We start from the raw sequence: 16,224 nt of genomic DNA on the forward strand, positions 1-16,224 counted from the left end.
GACGGCCGCGGAGCATCTCGCTCCGCGGCCGTCCGCCGTTTCCGTGCCCAGGGCCCGCGACCCGTGTCAGGACCAGGCCGCGACGAAGTACCCCACCCCGTACGGCGCGGCCTCGAAGAGCAGGCGCCCGTCGAGCCCCGCGCCCTCCGCCGCGCCCGCGAGGACCTGCCAGGGGGCCCGGCCCGCTGCCTTCAGCTCGTACGCGAGCTCCGTGTCCATCGCGAGGAGGGCGGCCACGTCGGCCGTGCCCAGAGCCCGGCCGGCCGCCGCGTCGAACCCCTCGGCCCGCTCGTCCAGGTAGCCCGGCGCCTTCACCGTCCGGCACGCGCTGCCGTCGCCCATCACCAGCAGCGCGACCCTCCCGGCCGAGTCCGCCAGCCCGCGGCCGAGTCCCGCGCAGACGTCGGGCGTCGCCGTCTCCTCGACCGCCAGGCCCTCGATCGGCGCGGCGGCCCATCGGGCGCGGTCGAGCAGCCAGGCGCCGACGGTGAGGGAGGCGGGCAGGGGCCGGTGGCCATCGGCAGCCGCTGCTCCGCCGCCGGTCGGGCGTTCGCCGAGCCGTACGGAGACGTCGACGCCGAACCCCGCGAACGATCCCGCCGAGCCCGCCGGGTACACGCCGTGGCCGCCCTCGGGCACCGCGCCGACGACGTAGAGCCGGTCGGGGCGGGCCGCGGCGAGCAGCCCCACCGCGTCGGCGCACGCCGCCCTCGCGGCGTCCAGCTCTTGGGCGGCGCCCGTCGCGACCTCGGGCACGAGGAGCGGGGGGCAGGGGCAGACGGCTGCGGCGACAAGCATGATCGGCAGCCTACTGCGCGGGGGTGCCGCGGTCGGGGTGCGGCTCGGAACCGGCGGGGGCCCGTCGGGAAAGTCGAGCCGGACGGACTCTCCGGACAGGGGTCGCCTCGCGACCTGCCGGGGCGCGCACCCACCGGGGTGGGCGCGCGCTCGGGGCGGGGGTGGTGTCAGTGGGCGCCGCAGGCGGGGGCGTCGGCCGCGGGCAGGGGGGCGGGGGCGCCGATCCCGGGGAGGCCCAGGAGGACACCGGTGGGCTTGGGGGCGGAGGTGCGGCGCTCCCAGGCGTCGCCGGCGCGGGTGCGGCGGACGGAGCCGACGGGGCCCTCGGCGAGCAGGTGGTGGGGGGCGGCGTAGGTGATCTCGACGGTGACGACGTCGCCGGGGCGGACGTCCTCGTCGGGCTTGGTGAAGTGGACGAGGCGGTTGTCGGGGGCGCGGCCGGAGAGGCGGTGGGTGGCGCCGTCCTTGCGGCCCTCGCCCTCGGCGACCATGACCTCGAGGGTGCGGCCGACCTGCTTCTTGTTCTCGTCCCAGGAGATCTCCTCCTGGAGGGCGACGAGGCGGAGGTAGCGCTCCTGGACGACCTCCTTGGGGATCTGGTCGTCCATGTCGGCGGCCGGGGTGCCGGGGCGCTTGGAGTACTGGAAGGTGAAGGCGTTCGCGAAGCGGGCCTCGCGGACCGCGTGCATGGTCTGCTGGAAGTCCTCTTCGGTCTCGCCCGGGAAGCCGACGATGATGTCGGTGGAGATGGCCGCGTGCGGGATGGCCGCGCGGACCTTCTCGAGGATCCCGAGGAAACGCTCCTGCCGGTAGGAGCGGCGCATCGCCCGGAGGATGGTGTCCGAGCCGGACTGCATGGGCATGTGCAGCTGCGGCATGACGTTCGGGGTCTCGGCCATGGCGGCGATCACGTCGTCGGTGAAGTCGCGGGGGTGCGGCGAGGTGAAGCGGACGCGCTCCAGGCCCTCGATCTGCCCGCAGGCGCGCAGGAGCTTGGAGAAGGCCTCGCGGTCGCCGAGGTCGGAGCCGTACGCGTTGACGTTCTGGCCGAGCAGGGTGATCTCGGAGACGCCTTCGGCGACGAGCGCCTCGATCTCGGCGAGGATGTCGCCGGGACGGCGGTCCTCCTCCTTGCCGCGCAGGGCGGGGACGATGCAGAACGTGCAGGTGTTGTTGCAGCCGACGGAGATCGAGACCCAGGCGGCGTAGGCGGACTCGCGGCGGGTCGGCAGAGTGGAGGGGAAGGCCTCCAGGGATTCGGCGATCTCGATCTGCGCCTCCTCCTGGACGCGGGCGCGCTCCAGGAGGACCGGCAGCTTGCCGATGTTGTGCGTGCCGAAGACCACGTCGACCCAGGGGGCCTTCTTGACGATGGTGTCGCGGTCCTTCTGGGCCAGGCAGCCGCCGACGGCGATCTGCATGCCGGGCCGGGTGGTCTTCATCGGGGCGAGCCGGCCGAGGTTGCCGTACAGCTTGTTGTCGGCGTTCTCGCGGACCGCGCAGGTGTTGAAGACGACGACGTCGGCGTCGCCGTCGGCACCCTTGGGGGCCCGGACGTAACCCGCCTCTTCCAGCAGACCGGAGAGCCGCTCGGAGTCGTGGACGTTCATCTGGCACCCGTAGGTGCGAACTTCGTAGGTCTTGGATCCGTCAACGCTCACTGCGGTGCTCCGGTCGCTGCTGCTCGTCATGCCTCCAAGGGTAGGCGGTCCGCGGAGAGCCCCCGCCCGCGCGAGCGCTCCCCGGGGCCGTGGTGGCCGGCGGGGTGGGGGCGGGGTCCGGGGCGAAGGGGCCGGCGCGGTTCCCCATGAGCAGGAGCATGACGAAGACGAGGACGACCGTGAGGACGATGAGGGCGAGGCCGACGGGGTTGTCCGCGTTGTAGACGTAGCGGCTGGTGCCCCAGCGGCTCTTCCTGAAGACGGGCTCGTCGCCGTTCACGCGGCGCGGCCCTTCGTGGCCCGGCGGCGTCGGCTTCCCGCTGTCCGGTCGTTCATGGCTCCCCCTCGGTGTTCGTCGAACGCTCCGGCCGACCCTAGGGGGCGTCGTCGGGGCCCCGCCTGCGGTTTTCCGCAGGGTGGCCGGGTGGGAAGCCCCGTACCGGCGGGGAGCCGTGATTCCTAGCGTGAAGGGGTGCCGGGGCGAGGGGCCCCGGGACCCCGTCCACCACCTGGAGGCCACCGTGCCGATCACCGCGCTCGTCCCCCGTACGACCCTGGCCCTGGCCGGGGAGCCCGCCGACGGGTTCGCCGGGTGGGCCGCGGGGCTCGTCGACACGATGGGCGGGCCGGGGGCCGGGCTCGCCATCGCGCTCGAGAACCTGTTCCCGCCGCTGCCGAGCGAGGTGATCCTGCCGCTCACGGGCTTCGCGGCCGGTCAGGGCGTGCTGAGCCTGGCGTCGGCGCTGTTCTGGACGACACTCGGATCCGTGGTCGGCGCGGTCGCGCTGTACTGGATCGGGGCGCTGTTCGGCCGGCAGCGGATGCACGCGCTGTGGGCGCGGCTGCCGCTGGTGAAGGTGTCGGATCTGGAACGCACCGAGCGGTGGTTCGCGCGGCACGGCACCAAGGCGGTGTTCCTGGGCCGGATGGTGCCGATCTTCCGGAGCCTGATCTCCGTGCCGGCCGGTGTCGAGCGGATGCCGATGCCCGTCTTCCTGATGCTGACGACGCTCGGCAGCCTCGTGTGGAACAGCGTGCTCGTGCTGGCCGGGTACTGGCTGGGGGACGGCTGGGACGTGGTCGAGGGGTACGTGGGCGTGCTGTCGAAGGCCGTCCTCGCGCTGGTCGTCGTGGGGCTGGCCGCCTTCCTCGCGGTACGTCTCCGGGGGCGGGGGCGCGCCCAGCACCGCCGCACCTCGTGACGGCACGCGGGGCGGGGACGCACCCGGCACGGCCGCTCGTCGTGACGGGCACGGGGGGCCGGGACGCACCCGGCACCACCGCACGTCGTGACAAGCACGGGGGCCGGGACGCACCCGGCACCGCCGCACGTCGGGACGAGCACGCCGGACCGGGCGCCGCGCGGTGCCGTGCCGGCGTTAGGGTCGGTAACCGTGGGGGATGACGAACGGGCCGGTGGCAGGGCCCACTTGACGGGGCTGCGGGCCGCCGGTGTCGTACTCGGGTGCCTCAGCGCCCTGCTGGGCGCCGGGTACTTCCTGGTCGTGGGAACGGCCCTCGGGCCCTTTCTGCTGTGGCCGCGCACCCGGCCGCACGCCCTGGAGATCCTGGTGGCCGGGGCCCGGCGGCTGACGTCGCTGGAGCGGACGCGGCGGTCCGCCTTCTTCGGGGACCGCTTCCCCGGGTCGTACGAGATCCCCGGCCCGCGGCTGCTGCGCCATCTGGCGCTCCGCAGCTGGACGGGGCTCGTGTGCGGGGTCGTGCTCGGGCTCCTGGGCTTCGGCGTCGTGCTGGCCGGGCTGCTGGCCCGGGGCGTCGTCCGGGGGACGCTCGGCTGGGAGGAGCTGCTCACGCAGGTGCTGCTCGGCGGGGTCCTGCTCTTCCTCGACGTGCAGGGGCTGTACGCGCTGGCGGGCCTCGACGCCCGGCTCGCCCGGGAGTACCTCGGGCCCTCCGAGCGGGAGCTGCTGCGGCGCCGGGTCGAGGAGCTGGCCGTCAGCCGGGCCGCGGTGCTCCAGGCCGTGGACGCCGAGCGCCGGCGGATCGAGCGCGACCTCCACGACGGCGTCCAGCAGCGGCTGGTGGCCCTGGCGGTGCTGCTCGGGCGGGCACGCCGGAGCAGGGACGGCGAGCGGGACCCCGGGCGGGCGGACGAGCTGCTGCGGCAGGCGCACCAGGAGGCCCGGGACGTGCTGACCGAGCTGCGGGAGGTGGCCTGGCGGGCGTACCCGTCGGCGCTCGACTCCCTGGGGCTCGAAGAGGCGCTGGGCGGGGTGGCGCAGCGCTGTTCCGTCCCGCTGCGCCTCCGGTACGAGGTGGGGGACGCGCCGCTGCCCCGGCCGGTGGAGACGGCCGCCTACTTCGTGGTGTCCGAAGCGGTCACGAACGCCGCCAAGCACGCCTCGGCCTCGGCCGTCGCCGTGCGGGTGTCCCGCTCCGGCCCCCTGCTCACCGTGCGCGTCGAGGACGACGGCACGGGCGGCGCGGACCCGGCGGGCAGCGGGCTGACCGGGCTGCGCATCCGGGTCGCCGCGCTCGACGGCGTTCTGCGCGTCGACAGCCCTCTCGGGGGTCCCACCACTCTTGTCGCGGAGCTGCCGTGCGCCTGATCCTCGCCGAGGACTCGACCCTGCTGCGGGAGGGCCTGGTCCGGCTGCTCGCCGAGGAGGGCCACGAGGTCCTCGCCGCGCTCGGCGACGCGGAGACGCTGGTCGCCGAGGTCGAGGCGCTGCGGCCGGACGTCGTCGTCGCCGACATCCGGATGCCGCCGACCCACACCGACGAGGGGCTGAGGGCGGCCGTGGAGATCCGCGAGCGGCTGCCGCAGACGGGGGTGCTGGTCCTCTCGCAGCACGTCGAGCGGAGTTACGCGGCCCGGCTCCTCGCCTCCGGCGCGGAGCGCGTCGGCTATCTCCTCAAGGACCGGGTGGCCCAGGTCGAGGAGTTCCTCGACGCGCTCGACCGGATCCACGGGGGCGGCGCGGCGATCGACCCGGAGGTCGTGCGGCAGCTGGTCGTCCGCAGCGCCCGCGCCGATCCGCTGGCCCGCCTCACCCCGCGCGAACGGGAGGTCCTCGAGGTGCTGGCCCAGGGGTACACGAACGCGGCCATCGGGCGGCAGCTGCACCTTTCGCAGAGCGCGGTGGAGAAGTACCTCAACTCCGTCTTCGACAAACTGGAGTTGCCCAGGACCGACGGCTACAGCCGCCGGATCCTGGCCGTACTGCGCTATCTGGAGGCCTAGGACACTTGGCCGCGGAGGCCTAGGGGATTTTCGGAAAGTCCCGCCACTCGGCGAGGACCTCGTCGGTGTGTTCGCCGGGGAGCGGGGCGCGGGCGGGGGTGGCGGTGGGGGTGGTGCCGAAGCGGGAGGCGGGGGCGGGTTGGAGGGTGTCGCCGATCGCGACGAAGGCGCCGCGGGCGGCGAGCTGGTGGTGTTCGGCGGCCTCGGCGGCGGTGAGGACGGGGGCGACGCCGGCGTCGACGGCGTCGAAGAGCTTCACCCAGTGCTCGCGGTCGCGGGCCGCGAAGCGGGCGGCGATGAGGGTGCGCAGCGCGGGCCAGGCGGCCGGGTCGGCACGGTCGGGGAGGTCCTCGGTACCGGTGAGGCCCAGTTGGTCGAGGAGGTGGGCGTAGAGCCGGGGTTCGATGGCGGCCACGGCCAGGTACCGGTCGTCGGCGGTGCGGTAGAGGGAGTAGTGCGGGGCGTCGGTGACGGTGTGGTTGCCGGGGACCTCCCGCCACTGGTGGACGAGGGTGGAGATCAGGGCGGCGCCGTCCGCGAGGGCGGTGTCGACGACCTGGCCGCGTCCGGAGCGCTCGCGGGCGTGGAGCGCGGCGAGCAGCGCGTGGACGTGGGCGTTGGCGCCGCCGGCGAAGCTGGAGAGGTACGCGGTCGGCGGCGGCACGGGGGCTCCCGTGGCCGGGTCGGTGTCGAGGGCGCCGGTCAGGGCGAGGACCGCGAGGTCGTGGGCGGCGCGCCCGGCCCACTCGCCCTGCTGGCCCCAGCCGCTGATCCGGCCGTACACGAGGCGGGGGTTGCGGGCGAGGGCCGCTTCCGGGCCGATGCCGAGGCGGTCGGCGACGCCGGGGCGGAATCCCTCGACGAGGAGGTCGGCGTGCTCGGCGAGGGAGAGCGCGTGCTCCACGCCTTCCGGGCTCTTGAGGTCGAGGGCGACCGAACGGCGGCCCCGGGACAGGGGGTTCTCGGGTGCGCGGTCGCCGCCGGGCTCCGGTGCGGTGGCGGGAGTCCGGTCGACGCGTACGACGTCGGCGCCGAGGTCGGCCAGGACGGTGCCGACGAACGCGGTGGGCGCCGAGCCCGCGAATTCCAGTACCCGTAGTCCGGTCAGCGGTCCCGCCATGGCCAACTCCCTTTGATTTACCGGTTTTCGATGACGTCCACGGTAATTCGGCGGCCTTCGGAGAGGACTGCGGAATTCCGTAGCGCCCGGAATTCGGCGGCGTTCGAGACTGGCGGGAAGGCTGGGGGAATCTCCCCCTTCTCCGATTCGGAAAGGCAGGACACATGGCCGTCGTCTACACCGCCGAGGTCGCCTCCACCGGAGACGGGCGCAACGGCGCCGTGCGCTCCTCCGACGGGCTCCTCGACCTTCCGCTGTCGAGCCCGAAGGCCGTGGGCGGTTCCGGCACCGCCACCAACCCCGAGCAGCTCTTCGCCGCCGGCTACGCGGCCTGCTTCCACAGCGCGCTCCGGGTCTCCGCCCGCGAGTCGCGGATCGCCATCGCGGACGACACCGTCACCGCCGAGGTGGCCCTGCACAAGGAGGCGGACGGATTCCGCCTCTCGGTGGTCCTCACCGTCGAACTGCCGGGTCTCGACGCCGTCGAGGCGCGGCGCCTCGCCGACGCCGCGCACGGGCGGTGCCCGTACTCCAAGGCGGTCCGCGGGAATGTCGAGGTGCTCGTGCACCTGGCCGCGTAGGCGAGGGGAAGGGGAATGCCCCCGTGGTCCAAGACCACGGGGGCATTCCCCTTCCCGCGTCCCCGGCGTCAGGGTTTCCCGGCCGCGGCGGCGGCCGCGGCGGCCGGGAGTGCCTCCACGACGCGGCTCACGGCGCGGTCGTCGTGCGCGGCCGAGACGAACCAGGCCTCGAAGGGCGAGGGCGGCAGATAGACGCCGCGCCGGAGCAGTTCGTGGAAGAAGGGCGCGTAGCGGTACGACTCGGTGGCGCGGACGCCTTCGAAGTCGACGACCTCGTCCTCGGTGAAGAAGACCGAGAACATGGTGCCGGAGTACTGGACCCGGTGCGCCACGCCCTCCTTGGCGAGGGCGGCGGACACCTCCCGGCCGAGGGTGTCCGAGACGTGGTCGAGCCGCGCGTACACCTCGGGGGTGGTGTGCCGGAGGGTGGCGAGGCCGGCGGCGGTGGCGACCGGGTTCCCCGAGAGGGTGCCCGCCTGGTAGACGGGTCCGGCAGGAGCGAGGTGGGCCATGACGTCCGCGCGGCCGCCGAAGGCCGCGGCCGGGAAGCCGCCGCCCATGACCTTGCCGAAGGTGAGCAGGTCGGGGGCGACGCCGTCCCGGCCATACCAGCCGGAGCGGCTGGCCCGGAAGCCGGTCATGACCTCGTCGGAGAGGAACAGCGCGCCGTGGCGGGCGGTGATCTTCTTGAGGCCGGCGTTGAAGCCGGGCAGGGGCGGGACGGCGCCCATGTTGCCCGGGGCGGCCTCCGTGATCACGGCGGCGATCTCGTCGCCGATCTCGGCGAACACCTTCTCGACGGCCGCCAGGTCGTTGTAGGGCAGGACGATGGTGTCGCTCGCCTGGGCGCCGGTGACGCCGGGGGTGTCGGGCAGCGCGAAGGTGGCGAGGCCGGAGCCGGCCGAGGCGAGGAGGGCGTCGACGTGGCCGTGGTAGCAGCCGGCGAACTTCACGATCTTGCCGCGGCCCGTGAAGCCGCGGGCGAGGCGGATCGCCGACATCGTGGCCTCGGTGCCGGAGCTGACGAGCCGCACCTGCTCGACGGGGTCGACCCGGTCGACGATCTCCTCGGCGAGTTCGACCTCTCCGGTGGACGGCGCCCCGAAGGAGGTGCCGTTCTCCAGGGACCGGGTGACGGCCTCGACGACGGCGGGGTGCCGGTGGCCGAGGATCATCGGGCCCCAGGAGCAGATGAGGTCGACGTACTCGTTGCCGTCGCTGTCGGTGAGGTACGGGCCCTGGGCCGAGGCGATGAAGCGCGGGGTGCCGCCGACGGCGCCGAAGGCGCGGACCGGGGAGTTGACGCCACCGGGGGTGACCTTGCGGGCGCGCTCGAAGAGCGCCTTGCTGCGGGTCTCCGCGCCGCTCATCGGCCGGCCTCCTCGGGGGCGTCGAAGGTGAGCGCCGCGTCCAGGACGACGGCGCCGTCCGGCAGGACGCGCACCGGGTTGAGGTCGAGGGCGAAGCCGGCGGGCCAGTCCTGGACGAGCTCGCCGACCCTGTGCAGGAGTGCGGCGGCGGCCTCCACGTCGGCGGCGGCCCGGCCCCGCGCCCCGGCGAGGATCTTCGCGCCGCGCAGCCCGGCGAGGAGCTCGGCGCCCTCTCCGGGGGCCAGCGGCAGGAGGCGGTGGCCGACGTCGTCGAGGACCTCGGTGAAGATCCCGCCGAGTCCGGCGGTCAGTACGGGGCCCAGGTCGGTGGTGTGGACGCCGACGATCAACTCCACTCCGTCGCCGACGAGTTCCTCGACGAGCACCTGACCGCCGAGCGCGGCGAGCCGCGCGTACGCCTCGGGTGCGGTGTCGGCGGTGACGCCGATCTCGACCCCGCCGGCCTCGGTCTTGTGGAGGAGGCCGGGGACCACGGCCTTGAGCACCGCCGTACCGCCCGCCTCGGTCACGGCACGGGCCGCGTCCTCGGCGGACTCGGCGATCCGGCCCTTCGGCACGGCGATGCCGGCCTCGGCGAGGAGCCGCTTGAGCTCGGGCTCGGTCGCCTCCGCGCCCGGGCCGGGAACGGTCCCGGGGCGCGGGGCGTCCGGCAGCGTCCGGGGGCGGCTGACCTCCCAGAGGGCGGCGGCGGCGCGCAGGGCGCGGGCCGGCGTCGGGTACTCGGGGAGTCCGGCCTCGCGCAGGTCGCGGGGGGCGTCGGGGGCGAGGAAGTCGGCGCCGGTGCGGGCGACGAGGATGGGCTTGCCGCCCTTCTGGGCGGCCCGGGAGAGGGCGTTGACGGCCTTCTCGACGTCGGGTCCGGCCATCACGCAGAAGGCGGCGACGATGATGTCGACGGTGTCGTCGGCTATCAGGACGTCCAGGGAGCGGTCGTAGAGCGAGGGGTCGCTGAGGACCGTGGCCGTGATGTCGACGGGGTTGTCGATGGCCCCGAAGGCGGGGACGATCTCGGCGAGCGCCTCCTTGCTGCGGGGTTCGAGGGCGCTGAGCTCCAGGCCGTGGGCCTCGACGGCGTCGGCGGCGAGGATGCCGGAGCCGCCGGAGGTGGTGACGACGGCGACGCGGTTGCCGGTGGGCCGCCGCTCCGACTCGAAGACCCGGGCCACGTCGAGGAGTTCGTCGATGTCGTCGACGCGGACGATGCCGAGGCCGCGCAGGGCGGCGTCCAGGACCCGGTCGTCGGTGGCGAGGGCTCCGGTGTGCGAGGCGGCGGCGCGGCCGCCGGCTTCGGTTCGGCCCGACTTGAGGAGGGCGACGGGCTTGCCGGAGCCGGCCAGGGCGCGGAGGGTCCCGATGTCCGGGGTGTCCTCCAGGTAGCCGAGGAGGCCGGTGACGTCGGGGACGGCGGCGAGTTCGCGGAGGACTTCGAGCGCGGTGACGTCGGCGTCGTTGCCGGTGCTGACCACCCAGCCGGGGCGCAGGCCCCGTTCCAGGGCGAGGCTGGCGGCGCCGAAGCCGAGGGCGCCGCTCTGGCTGACGAAGGCGAGGGTGCCGGGCTCGAAGGGCACGGAGTCGGCGCCGAAGAGGGGGCTGAAGGTGGCGAGGACGCGGTTCTCGTAGCCGACGGCGCCGATGCAGTTGGGGCCGATGATCCGCAGGCCTCCGGCGCGGGCCCTGGCGACGACGTCGGCCTGGAGGCGGGCACCGTCCTCGCCGGTCTCGGCGAAGCCGGAGGAGGCGATGACGGCGAGCTTGACGCCGGCGGCGACGCAGTCGTCGACGGCGCCGGGGACCCGCTCGGCGGAGACCATGATCAGCGCCAGGTCGACGGGGCCGGGGGCGTCCTTGACGCTGGGGTACGCGGGGACGCCGAGGATCTCCGGGGAGCGCGGGTTCACCGGCAGGATGCGGCCCTTGTAGCCGTACCGGAGGAGGTAGTCGAGCGGCTTGCGGCCCAGGGCGCCGGGGCGCTCGCTGGCGCCGATGACGGCGATGGATTCGGCTTCCCAGAGGGCCGAGATGTCACTCATGCGATGGCCTCGATCTTCTTGTCGTTCGTCGCGTTCTTGTCGTTCTTGTCGCTCTTGTCGCTCTTCGCGTTCGTGCCGTAGGCGTCGTTCGCGTCGTTCGCGTTGTTCACGTCATTCGCGTCGTTCGTGGCGTCGGTGCGGTCGCGTCCGTCGCCACCGCCGCCGTCGCCACCGCCACCCCCGCCGTCGCCCTCGGCGGCGGCGAAGAGGCGGGTGAAGGCGGCGATGTGCCGGGCTCCGTCGGGATCGGCGGCCAGTTCCCTGACGAGGACGGTCGGTTGGTGCAGTGCCTTGTCGACGATCCGCCGCACGCTGCGGCCGATCTCCTGCCGTGCGGCGCCGTCGAGCCCTTCGAGGCGGCGTACGAGCCGGTCGAGTTCGGCCTCCGCCGCCTCGGTGGCGGCGGTGCGGAGCGCGGTGAGGACGGGCTTGGCGCCGGCGAGGCGGAGGCCGGTGCGGAACTGCTCGACCTCGGCGTCGATCAGTTCGTGCGCGGCCTGGACGCTGGCCGCCGAGATCTCGTCCTCCTGGCCCTCCTCCGCGATCCGGCGCAGGTCGACGAAGGTGACGCCGGGCAGTTCGGCCGATCCGGGGGCGATGTTGTGCGGCAGCGACAGGTCGAGCAGGAACAGTTCGCGGCCGTCGCGGGCGGCGAGCGCCTCCTCGACCTGCCGGGCGGTGACGAGGTGGCCGGTGGCGGCGGTGGCGCCGACGACCACGTCGACCTCGGTGAGCAGCCGGGGTACGTCCTCCAGGCCGTAACCCGCTCCCCCGGTGGTGTCGGCGAGGCGCTGGGCCTTGTCCGGGGTGCGGTTGGCGACGTGGACCCGGTCGAGGCCCGAGCGGCGCAATGCGGCGACGACGACCCCGGCGAAGGCGCCGGCGCCGATGACCAGGGCGGTCTTGCCGTGCAGCGAGCCGACCTCGCGTTCGAAGAACCCGAGTCCGGCGGTGGCGAGCGAGCGGCCGGCCTCGTTGAGTCCGGTCTCGTTGCGGGCTCGTTTGCCGACGCGCAGGGCGGTCTGGACGGCCTTGGCGAGGACCCGGCCGGTCCGGTCGAGCCGCTGGGACCGTTCGAGGCCGAGCTTCACCTGGCCGAGGATCTGGTCCTCGCCGACGACGACCGATTCGAGTCCGGAGGCCACGGCGAAGAGGTGGCGTACGGCTCCGTCGGCGTGGTGGCTGTAGAGGTGCGGGGCGATCTCCTCGCGGTCGACGCCGGTGTGCTGGGCGAACAGCTCGCCGAGGTCGCCGTGGACGGAGGAGAAGGGGTCGCCGGGTCCCGATGCGCCGCCGCGGGTCTCGGCGTAGATCTCCAGGCGGTTGCAGGTGGAGACGACGACGGCGGCGTCGATGCCGTCGACCGAGGTCGCGTCGGAGACGAGGTCCTCGGCGGGCCGGTCGGTGCCGGCGAGTCTCTCCAGGAGGTCGAGCGGGGCGCTGGCGTGGCTGATGCCGAGGACCAGCATGGTGGCGGACGAGGTCACCGGGTCACCGGTCCAGACTCTGGGCGAACTCGGAGGCCCAGTAGGTGATGATCTGCGTGGCGCCCGCGCGGTGGATGGAGGCGAGGCTCTCGCGGACGACCTGGTCGCGGTCGATCCAGCCCTTGGCGGCGGCGGCCTCGACCATGGAGTACTCGCCGGAGACCTGGTAGGCGGCGACGGGCACCTGGACGTGGTCGGCGATGAGCCGGACGATGTCGAGGTAGGCGAGGGCGGGCTTGACCATGACCAGGTCGGCGCCCTCGGCCACGTCCAGCGACACCTCGAGGAGGGATTCGCGGATGTTGCCGGGGAACTGCTGGTAGCCCTTGCGGTCCCCGCGCAGGGTGGACTCGACGGCGTCGCGGAAGGGTCCGTAGAAGTGCGAGGCGTACTTGGCGGAGTAGCCGAGGATGGCCACGGACTGGTGGCCGGCCCGGTCGAGGGCCTCCCGGATGCGGCGGACCTGGCCGTCCATCATGCCGCTGGGGGCGACGATCTGGGCGCCGGCGTCGGCCTGGACGACGGCGGCCTGTGCGTACAGCTCGATGCTGGCGTCGTTGTCGACGTCTCCGTGCGCGTCCAGGACGCCGGTGTGGCCGTGGTCGGTGTACTCGTCGAGGTTGATGTCGCCGATGATCACCGTGGAGTCGCCGACCTCGGCGACGACGTCGCGCAGGGCGACCTGGAGGATGCCGTCGGGGTCGACGGCGCCGGTGCCGGTGGGGTCCTTGTGCTCGGGGATGCCGAAGAGGATGAGTCCGCCGACGCCGTTCGCGACCGCCTCGGCGGCGGCTTTGCGGAGGGTGTCCCGGGTGTGCTGGTGGACGCCCGGCATGGAGGGGATCTCCCGCGGTGCGGTGAGGCCCTCGCGGAGGAACAGCGGCTGCACGAGGTTGGCGGGCCCGACCCTGGTCTCGGCGGCGAAGCGGCGCAGCGCGGGCGTGCGGCGCAGCCTGCGGGGGCGGTAGTAGGGGGCGGCGGGGTCGGTGGCGGCGGTGTTGCGGCCGTAGGCGTCGTACGTCATGGGCGTGACTCCTTCGAGGGCGTGGCGGCGAGCGGGTCTCGGTGCGGGGACACGGCATCTCCTAGAGGGCCTCGCCGAGGAAGACCTGCTCCAGGTGCTTGGCGACGGGCTCCTCGGGGCGGCTGAACCAGTAGCCGTGGCCGCTGCGCTGGAAGAGCTTCAGCTCGCCCAGCTGGACGAGGGTTTCGGCGAGCTTGACGGCGAGGCCGGCGGGGTCGATGACCGGGAGACCGTGGAGTTCGTGGATGCCGAGGTGCCAGAGGATCTCGTTGGGGATGCCCTCGGCGGGGATGATGACCTCGGCGCCGGCGCGGGCGGCCCGCTCGGCGGCGGCCGAGTAGACCTCGACGAACTCGTCGAAGTCCCCTTCGAGGGAGCGGTGTACGGAGTCCCAGCCGCCGGGGACGACCTCGTAGGAGCTGAGCGAGGACTCCAGGCGGTAGTGGCGGATGTTGGCCCGGATGGGCTCCTCCAGGGGCGGCATGAAGCCGAGGACGCCGAAGCGCTGCCCGGTGAGCGCGGAGAGGAAGAAGGCCGTCTCGCCGTAGCCGAGGGTCGGGATGGAGGCGAGGTGGCGGGCGTCGCGCAGGCCGGGGTCCTGGCCGGCGGCGATCACCCAGGCGTCGTAGCCCTCCCGCTCCGCGACGAGCGCGGACTCGGAGAAGTGGCGGCTGAAGAGGACCTGGGCGGAGTGGTGGCCGACCAGGCCGAACGGCGTGCGGTCGGGGTACGTGTCGGCGGGGAGGGTCTTGATGTCGACGGTGGTGCCGGGTGCGGCGATGGCGTCGAGGTGTTCCCGGTACCACTGGTCGAGGAGCGGCAGGCGTCCTTCAACGGTGTGCTTGTGAAACCAGATCCGCATGTGCGTCACCTTTCAGGGGTCGTGGTGCGACGTCGAGAAGTGATGCCTTGATCAGGTAGTCGGCGGCCGAGCGGGGGTCGGCGGCGGTGCGCCGCAGGGCGGCGAGCCCGGCGGGGAGGGCCCCGGGCTCGGCGAGGCCGGCGGTACGGGCCTCGCTGCGCGGGATGACCGCCGTCTCGACGACGGTGCGCCGCCGCTCCAGGGCCTCGTCGAGGAGGGCCTCGCCGCCGGTGTCGCCGCGCAGGACGGCGGCGAGGGCCCGGCCGGTCTCCACCGCGTCGTGCAGACCGCAGTTCATGTTCATGCCGCCCGCGGTGGAGGTCAGATGGGCCGCGTCGCCGGCGAAGAGCACCCGGCCGGCCCGGTAGCGGGGCAGCAGGAACCGGGCGAGCCGGTAGGTGTGCGCGTCGGCGACCCGTACGGCCCGCCCGGCGGCGCCCGGCAGGGCCTGGGCGACCCGGGCCCGTACGGCGTCCGGGTCGAGCACCCCGGCCCGTTCGGTGCCGCGGGGGATGCGGAAGATCAGCCGCCAGTGGTCGGGCATCCCGAGCACGCTGTACGAGGCCCGCGGGTCGCGGACGTACGCCAACGGGGCGAGTCCCGGCACCAGTTCGTCGAGCGGGGTGTCGGTGACCACCCGGAGCGCGTAGTCCGGGTACTCCTCGGCCGTCCCCGGGAGCCCGGCGAGCTCGCGCAGCCGGCTGCGGCTCCCGTCGGCCGCGAGGACGTACGGGTGGTCGGTGCGGGTGACCCGTCCCGTCGCGTCCTCGGCGCGCAGCCGCACCCCGCCGCCGGTCTCCTCGGCGCCGGTGACGGTGGCGCCGAACCGCACGTCGGCGAGGCCGGTGGCGGTCAGCTCGGCGAGCAGCAGCGGGGTGAGCCTGGCCTGTTCGACGTGGAGGCGGTACGGGTGGCCGGTGTGCCCGGCGAGCACCGCGTAGTCGAGCTCCGCGTGGACGCCGCCGTCCAGGTCGCGCCACTGGACGCGGTCGACGGTACGGCCCTGGCGGCGCAGGGCGGCCGCGACGCCGAGTTCGTCGAGGAGGTCGAGGGTGGCGGGGTGGAAGGTGGAGGCGCGGGATTCGGTGGCCGGCTCCTCCCGTGCCTCGAACACGGTCACCGGTGTCCCGGACCGGGCCAGGACGAGGGCGGCGGTGAGCCCCACCGGGCCGGCGCCGACGACGGCGACCGGCGCGTGGGCTCCGGGGCGGCCACCTTCCGGCGCGCCGGGCGCGCCCGCCGGACCGGGCCGGCCGCTCACGGCGTCGCCACGGCGACCGGGGCCGCGCCGGGGGCACCGGTACGGGTCCCGGTCCGCTCGGCGAGCCGGTGGAGCAGCGGGTGGGTGTCCGGGCCGTCCGCCGGGATCCCGAGGGCGTCCCGGGCCCACCAGGCGCTGGCCAGGTTGGAGGTGAGGAGGGTGTGTCCGCCGTCCCGGCCGAGTTCGGCCAGCGCGTCGAAGGTGAACATGCCGGTGCCGGTGAACAGCAGCAGCGCGTCCTCGGGCAGTTCGGCCTCCCGGACCTGTGCGACGAGTTCGTCGGTGGTCACGTCGTACGGGGAGAAGCGGGCGCCGGCCCGGATCTTGACGACCCGGTCGACGGTGAGGCCGGCCGACTCCCAGTAGGCCCGGGACAGCTCGGTGAGCCAGGGTTCGTACGGGGAGATCAGGACCAGCCGCTCCGCGTCCAGGGCCCGCGCGGTGTCGAGGATGGCCAGCGCGGCGGACCGCACGGGCGCTCCGAACCGCTCGGAGAGTTCCGCGCAGAGTGCCAGGTCGCCGTCCGGCGTGAGGAGGTAGTGGGATCCGGTGCAGGAGACGACGGCCGCGTCGAGGCGCAGTCCGCCGAAATTCCCGAGCACTTCGGGAAGCACGTCGTTGTACGTCTCCAGGCGGCCGCGCAGGTCTTTTCCGGGAAGCACGGGAAATCGCGAGGTGTGCACGTTGAATGCGGGGCTGACGAGGCTGCCGATCTCGGGTTCGGCTGCGGCATTTCCCGAGGGAACCACCACGCCGAGTCGCGGCGCCGAATGCAGAGCCATGAACGAGTCCCTCCCGTCCGTC

The 16,224-nt window shown here is 74.1% G+C and carries 15 protein-coding genes; 4 read left to right on the forward strand and 11 right to left on the reverse strand.

What is annotated here, in order from left to right; translation table 11 throughout:
* Window positions 1–66 precede the first annotated feature (66 nt).
* The 3 genes from MRBLMG1_RS22635 to MRBLMG1_RS22645 all read right to left on the reverse strand — a co-directional run bounded on the left by MRBLMG1_RS22635 (window position 67) and on the right by MRBLMG1_RS22645 (window position 2,739).
* The gene (locus MRBLMG1_RS22635; RefSeq protein ID WP_367825922.1) at window positions 67–798 is read right to left on the reverse strand and encodes a class III extradiol dioxygenase subunit B-like domain-containing protein; all 732 of its coding nucleotides are present in this window, start codon (window positions 796–798) and stop codon (window positions 67–69) included.
* Between the two features lie 167 nt (window positions 799–965).
* Entirely contained in the window at window positions 966–2,489 is a 1,524-nt protein-coding gene (gene miaB / locus MRBLMG1_RS22640; RefSeq protein WP_367825923.1) for a tRNA (N6-isopentenyl adenosine(37)-C2)-methylthiotransferase MiaB, read from the reverse strand.
* A complete protein-coding gene (locus MRBLMG1_RS22645) occupies window positions 2,449–2,739 on the reverse strand; it encodes a hypothetical protein (RefSeq protein ID WP_367825924.1) in 291 nt (96 codons plus the stop codon). Before MRBLMG1_RS22645 ends, miaB begins: the two co-directional genes overlap by 41 nt.
* 247 nt (window positions 2,740–2,986) lie before the next feature.
* Here MRBLMG1_RS22645 and MRBLMG1_RS22650 point away from each other — a divergent pair, with 247 nt between their 5' ends.
* From MRBLMG1_RS22650 to MRBLMG1_RS22660, 3 genes are all read left to right on the forward strand, one after another.
* Window positions 2,987–3,661, forward strand: coding sequence for a DedA family protein (locus MRBLMG1_RS22650; RefSeq protein ID WP_367825982.1), 675 nt, complete (start codon window positions 2,987–2,989; stop codon window positions 3,659–3,661).
* Between the two features lie 192 nt (window positions 3,662–3,853).
* Window positions 3,854–5,029 carry a sensor histidine kinase gene (locus MRBLMG1_RS22655; protein ID WP_367825925.1) on the forward strand — a complete coding sequence of 392 codons (1,176 nt, stop codon included), beginning with the start codon at window positions 3,854–3,856 and terminating at the stop codon, window positions 5,027–5,029.
* Complete coding sequence (locus MRBLMG1_RS22660) at window positions 5,020–5,664, forward strand: response regulator transcription factor (RefSeq protein WP_367825926.1); 645 nt, start codon at window positions 5,020–5,022, stop codon at window positions 5,662–5,664. Before MRBLMG1_RS22655 ends, MRBLMG1_RS22660 begins: the two co-directional genes overlap by 10 nt.
* Window positions 5,665–5,683: 19 nt before the next feature.
* On the opposite strand, the gene MRBLMG1_RS22665 is transcribed toward MRBLMG1_RS22660, so the two are convergent.
* Window positions 5,684–6,784, reverse strand: coding sequence for a CaiB/BaiF CoA transferase family protein (locus tag MRBLMG1_RS22665; protein ID WP_367825927.1), 1,101 nt, complete (start codon window positions 6,782–6,784; stop codon window positions 5,684–5,686).
* 164 nt (window positions 6,785–6,948) lie between these two features.
* Here MRBLMG1_RS22665 and MRBLMG1_RS22670 point away from each other — a divergent pair, with 164 nt between their 5' ends.
* Window positions 6,949–7,365, forward strand: coding sequence for an organic hydroperoxide resistance protein (locus MRBLMG1_RS22670; protein ID WP_367825928.1), 417 nt, complete (start codon window positions 6,949–6,951; stop codon window positions 7,363–7,365).
* Window positions 7,366–7,433: 68 nt separating this feature from the next.
* On the opposite strand, the gene hemL is transcribed toward MRBLMG1_RS22670, so the two are convergent.
* The 7 genes from hemL to MRBLMG1_RS22705 form a co-directional block, all read right to left on the reverse strand.
* Entirely contained in the window at window positions 7,434–8,735 is a 1,302-nt protein-coding gene (gene hemL, locus MRBLMG1_RS22675) for a glutamate-1-semialdehyde 2,1-aminomutase (RefSeq protein WP_367825929.1), read from the reverse strand.
* A complete protein-coding gene (locus tag MRBLMG1_RS22680) occupies window positions 8,732–10,786 on the reverse strand; it encodes an acetate--CoA ligase family protein (protein ID WP_367825930.1) in 2,055 nt (684 codons plus the stop codon). Before MRBLMG1_RS22680 ends, hemL begins: the two co-directional genes overlap by 4 nt.
* Window positions 10,783–12,273 (reverse strand): glutamyl-tRNA reductase, encoded by a 1,491-nt coding sequence (gene hemA, locus MRBLMG1_RS22685; protein WP_367825931.1) that lies wholly within the window; start codon window positions 12,271–12,273, stop codon window positions 10,783–10,785. The genes MRBLMG1_RS22680 and hemA overlap by 4 nt, the downstream gene beginning before the upstream one ends.
* A 4-nt stretch (window positions 12,274–12,277) precedes the next feature.
* The gene (gene hemB / locus MRBLMG1_RS22690) at window positions 12,278–13,297 is read right to left on the reverse strand and encodes a porphobilinogen synthase (RefSeq protein WP_367825932.1); all 1,020 of its coding nucleotides are present in this window, start codon (window positions 13,295–13,297) and stop codon (window positions 12,278–12,280) included.
* Between the two features lie 61 nt (window positions 13,298–13,358).
* The gene (locus MRBLMG1_RS22695; RefSeq protein ID WP_017237779.1) at window positions 13,359–14,159 is read right to left on the reverse strand and encodes an aspartate/glutamate racemase family protein; all 801 of its coding nucleotides are present in this window, start codon (window positions 14,157–14,159) and stop codon (window positions 13,359–13,361) included.
* The gene (locus tag MRBLMG1_RS22700; protein WP_367825933.1) at window positions 14,128–15,420 is read right to left on the reverse strand and encodes an FAD-dependent oxidoreductase; all 1,293 of its coding nucleotides are present in this window, start codon (window positions 15,418–15,420) and stop codon (window positions 14,128–14,130) included. Before MRBLMG1_RS22700 ends, MRBLMG1_RS22695 begins: the two co-directional genes overlap by 32 nt.
* Window positions 15,417–16,202, reverse strand: coding sequence for a maleate cis-trans isomerase family protein (locus MRBLMG1_RS22705; protein WP_367825934.1), 786 nt, complete (start codon window positions 16,200–16,202; stop codon window positions 15,417–15,419). Before MRBLMG1_RS22705 ends, MRBLMG1_RS22700 begins: the two co-directional genes overlap by 4 nt.
* Window positions 16,203–16,224: the final 22 nt, after the last annotated feature.

It is taken from the genome of Streptomyces sp. LMG1-1-1.1 (assembly GCF_040815545.1).
In the GTDB taxonomy this organism is placed as follows: Bacteria; Actinomycetota; Actinomycetes; order Streptomycetales; family Streptomycetaceae; genus Streptomyces.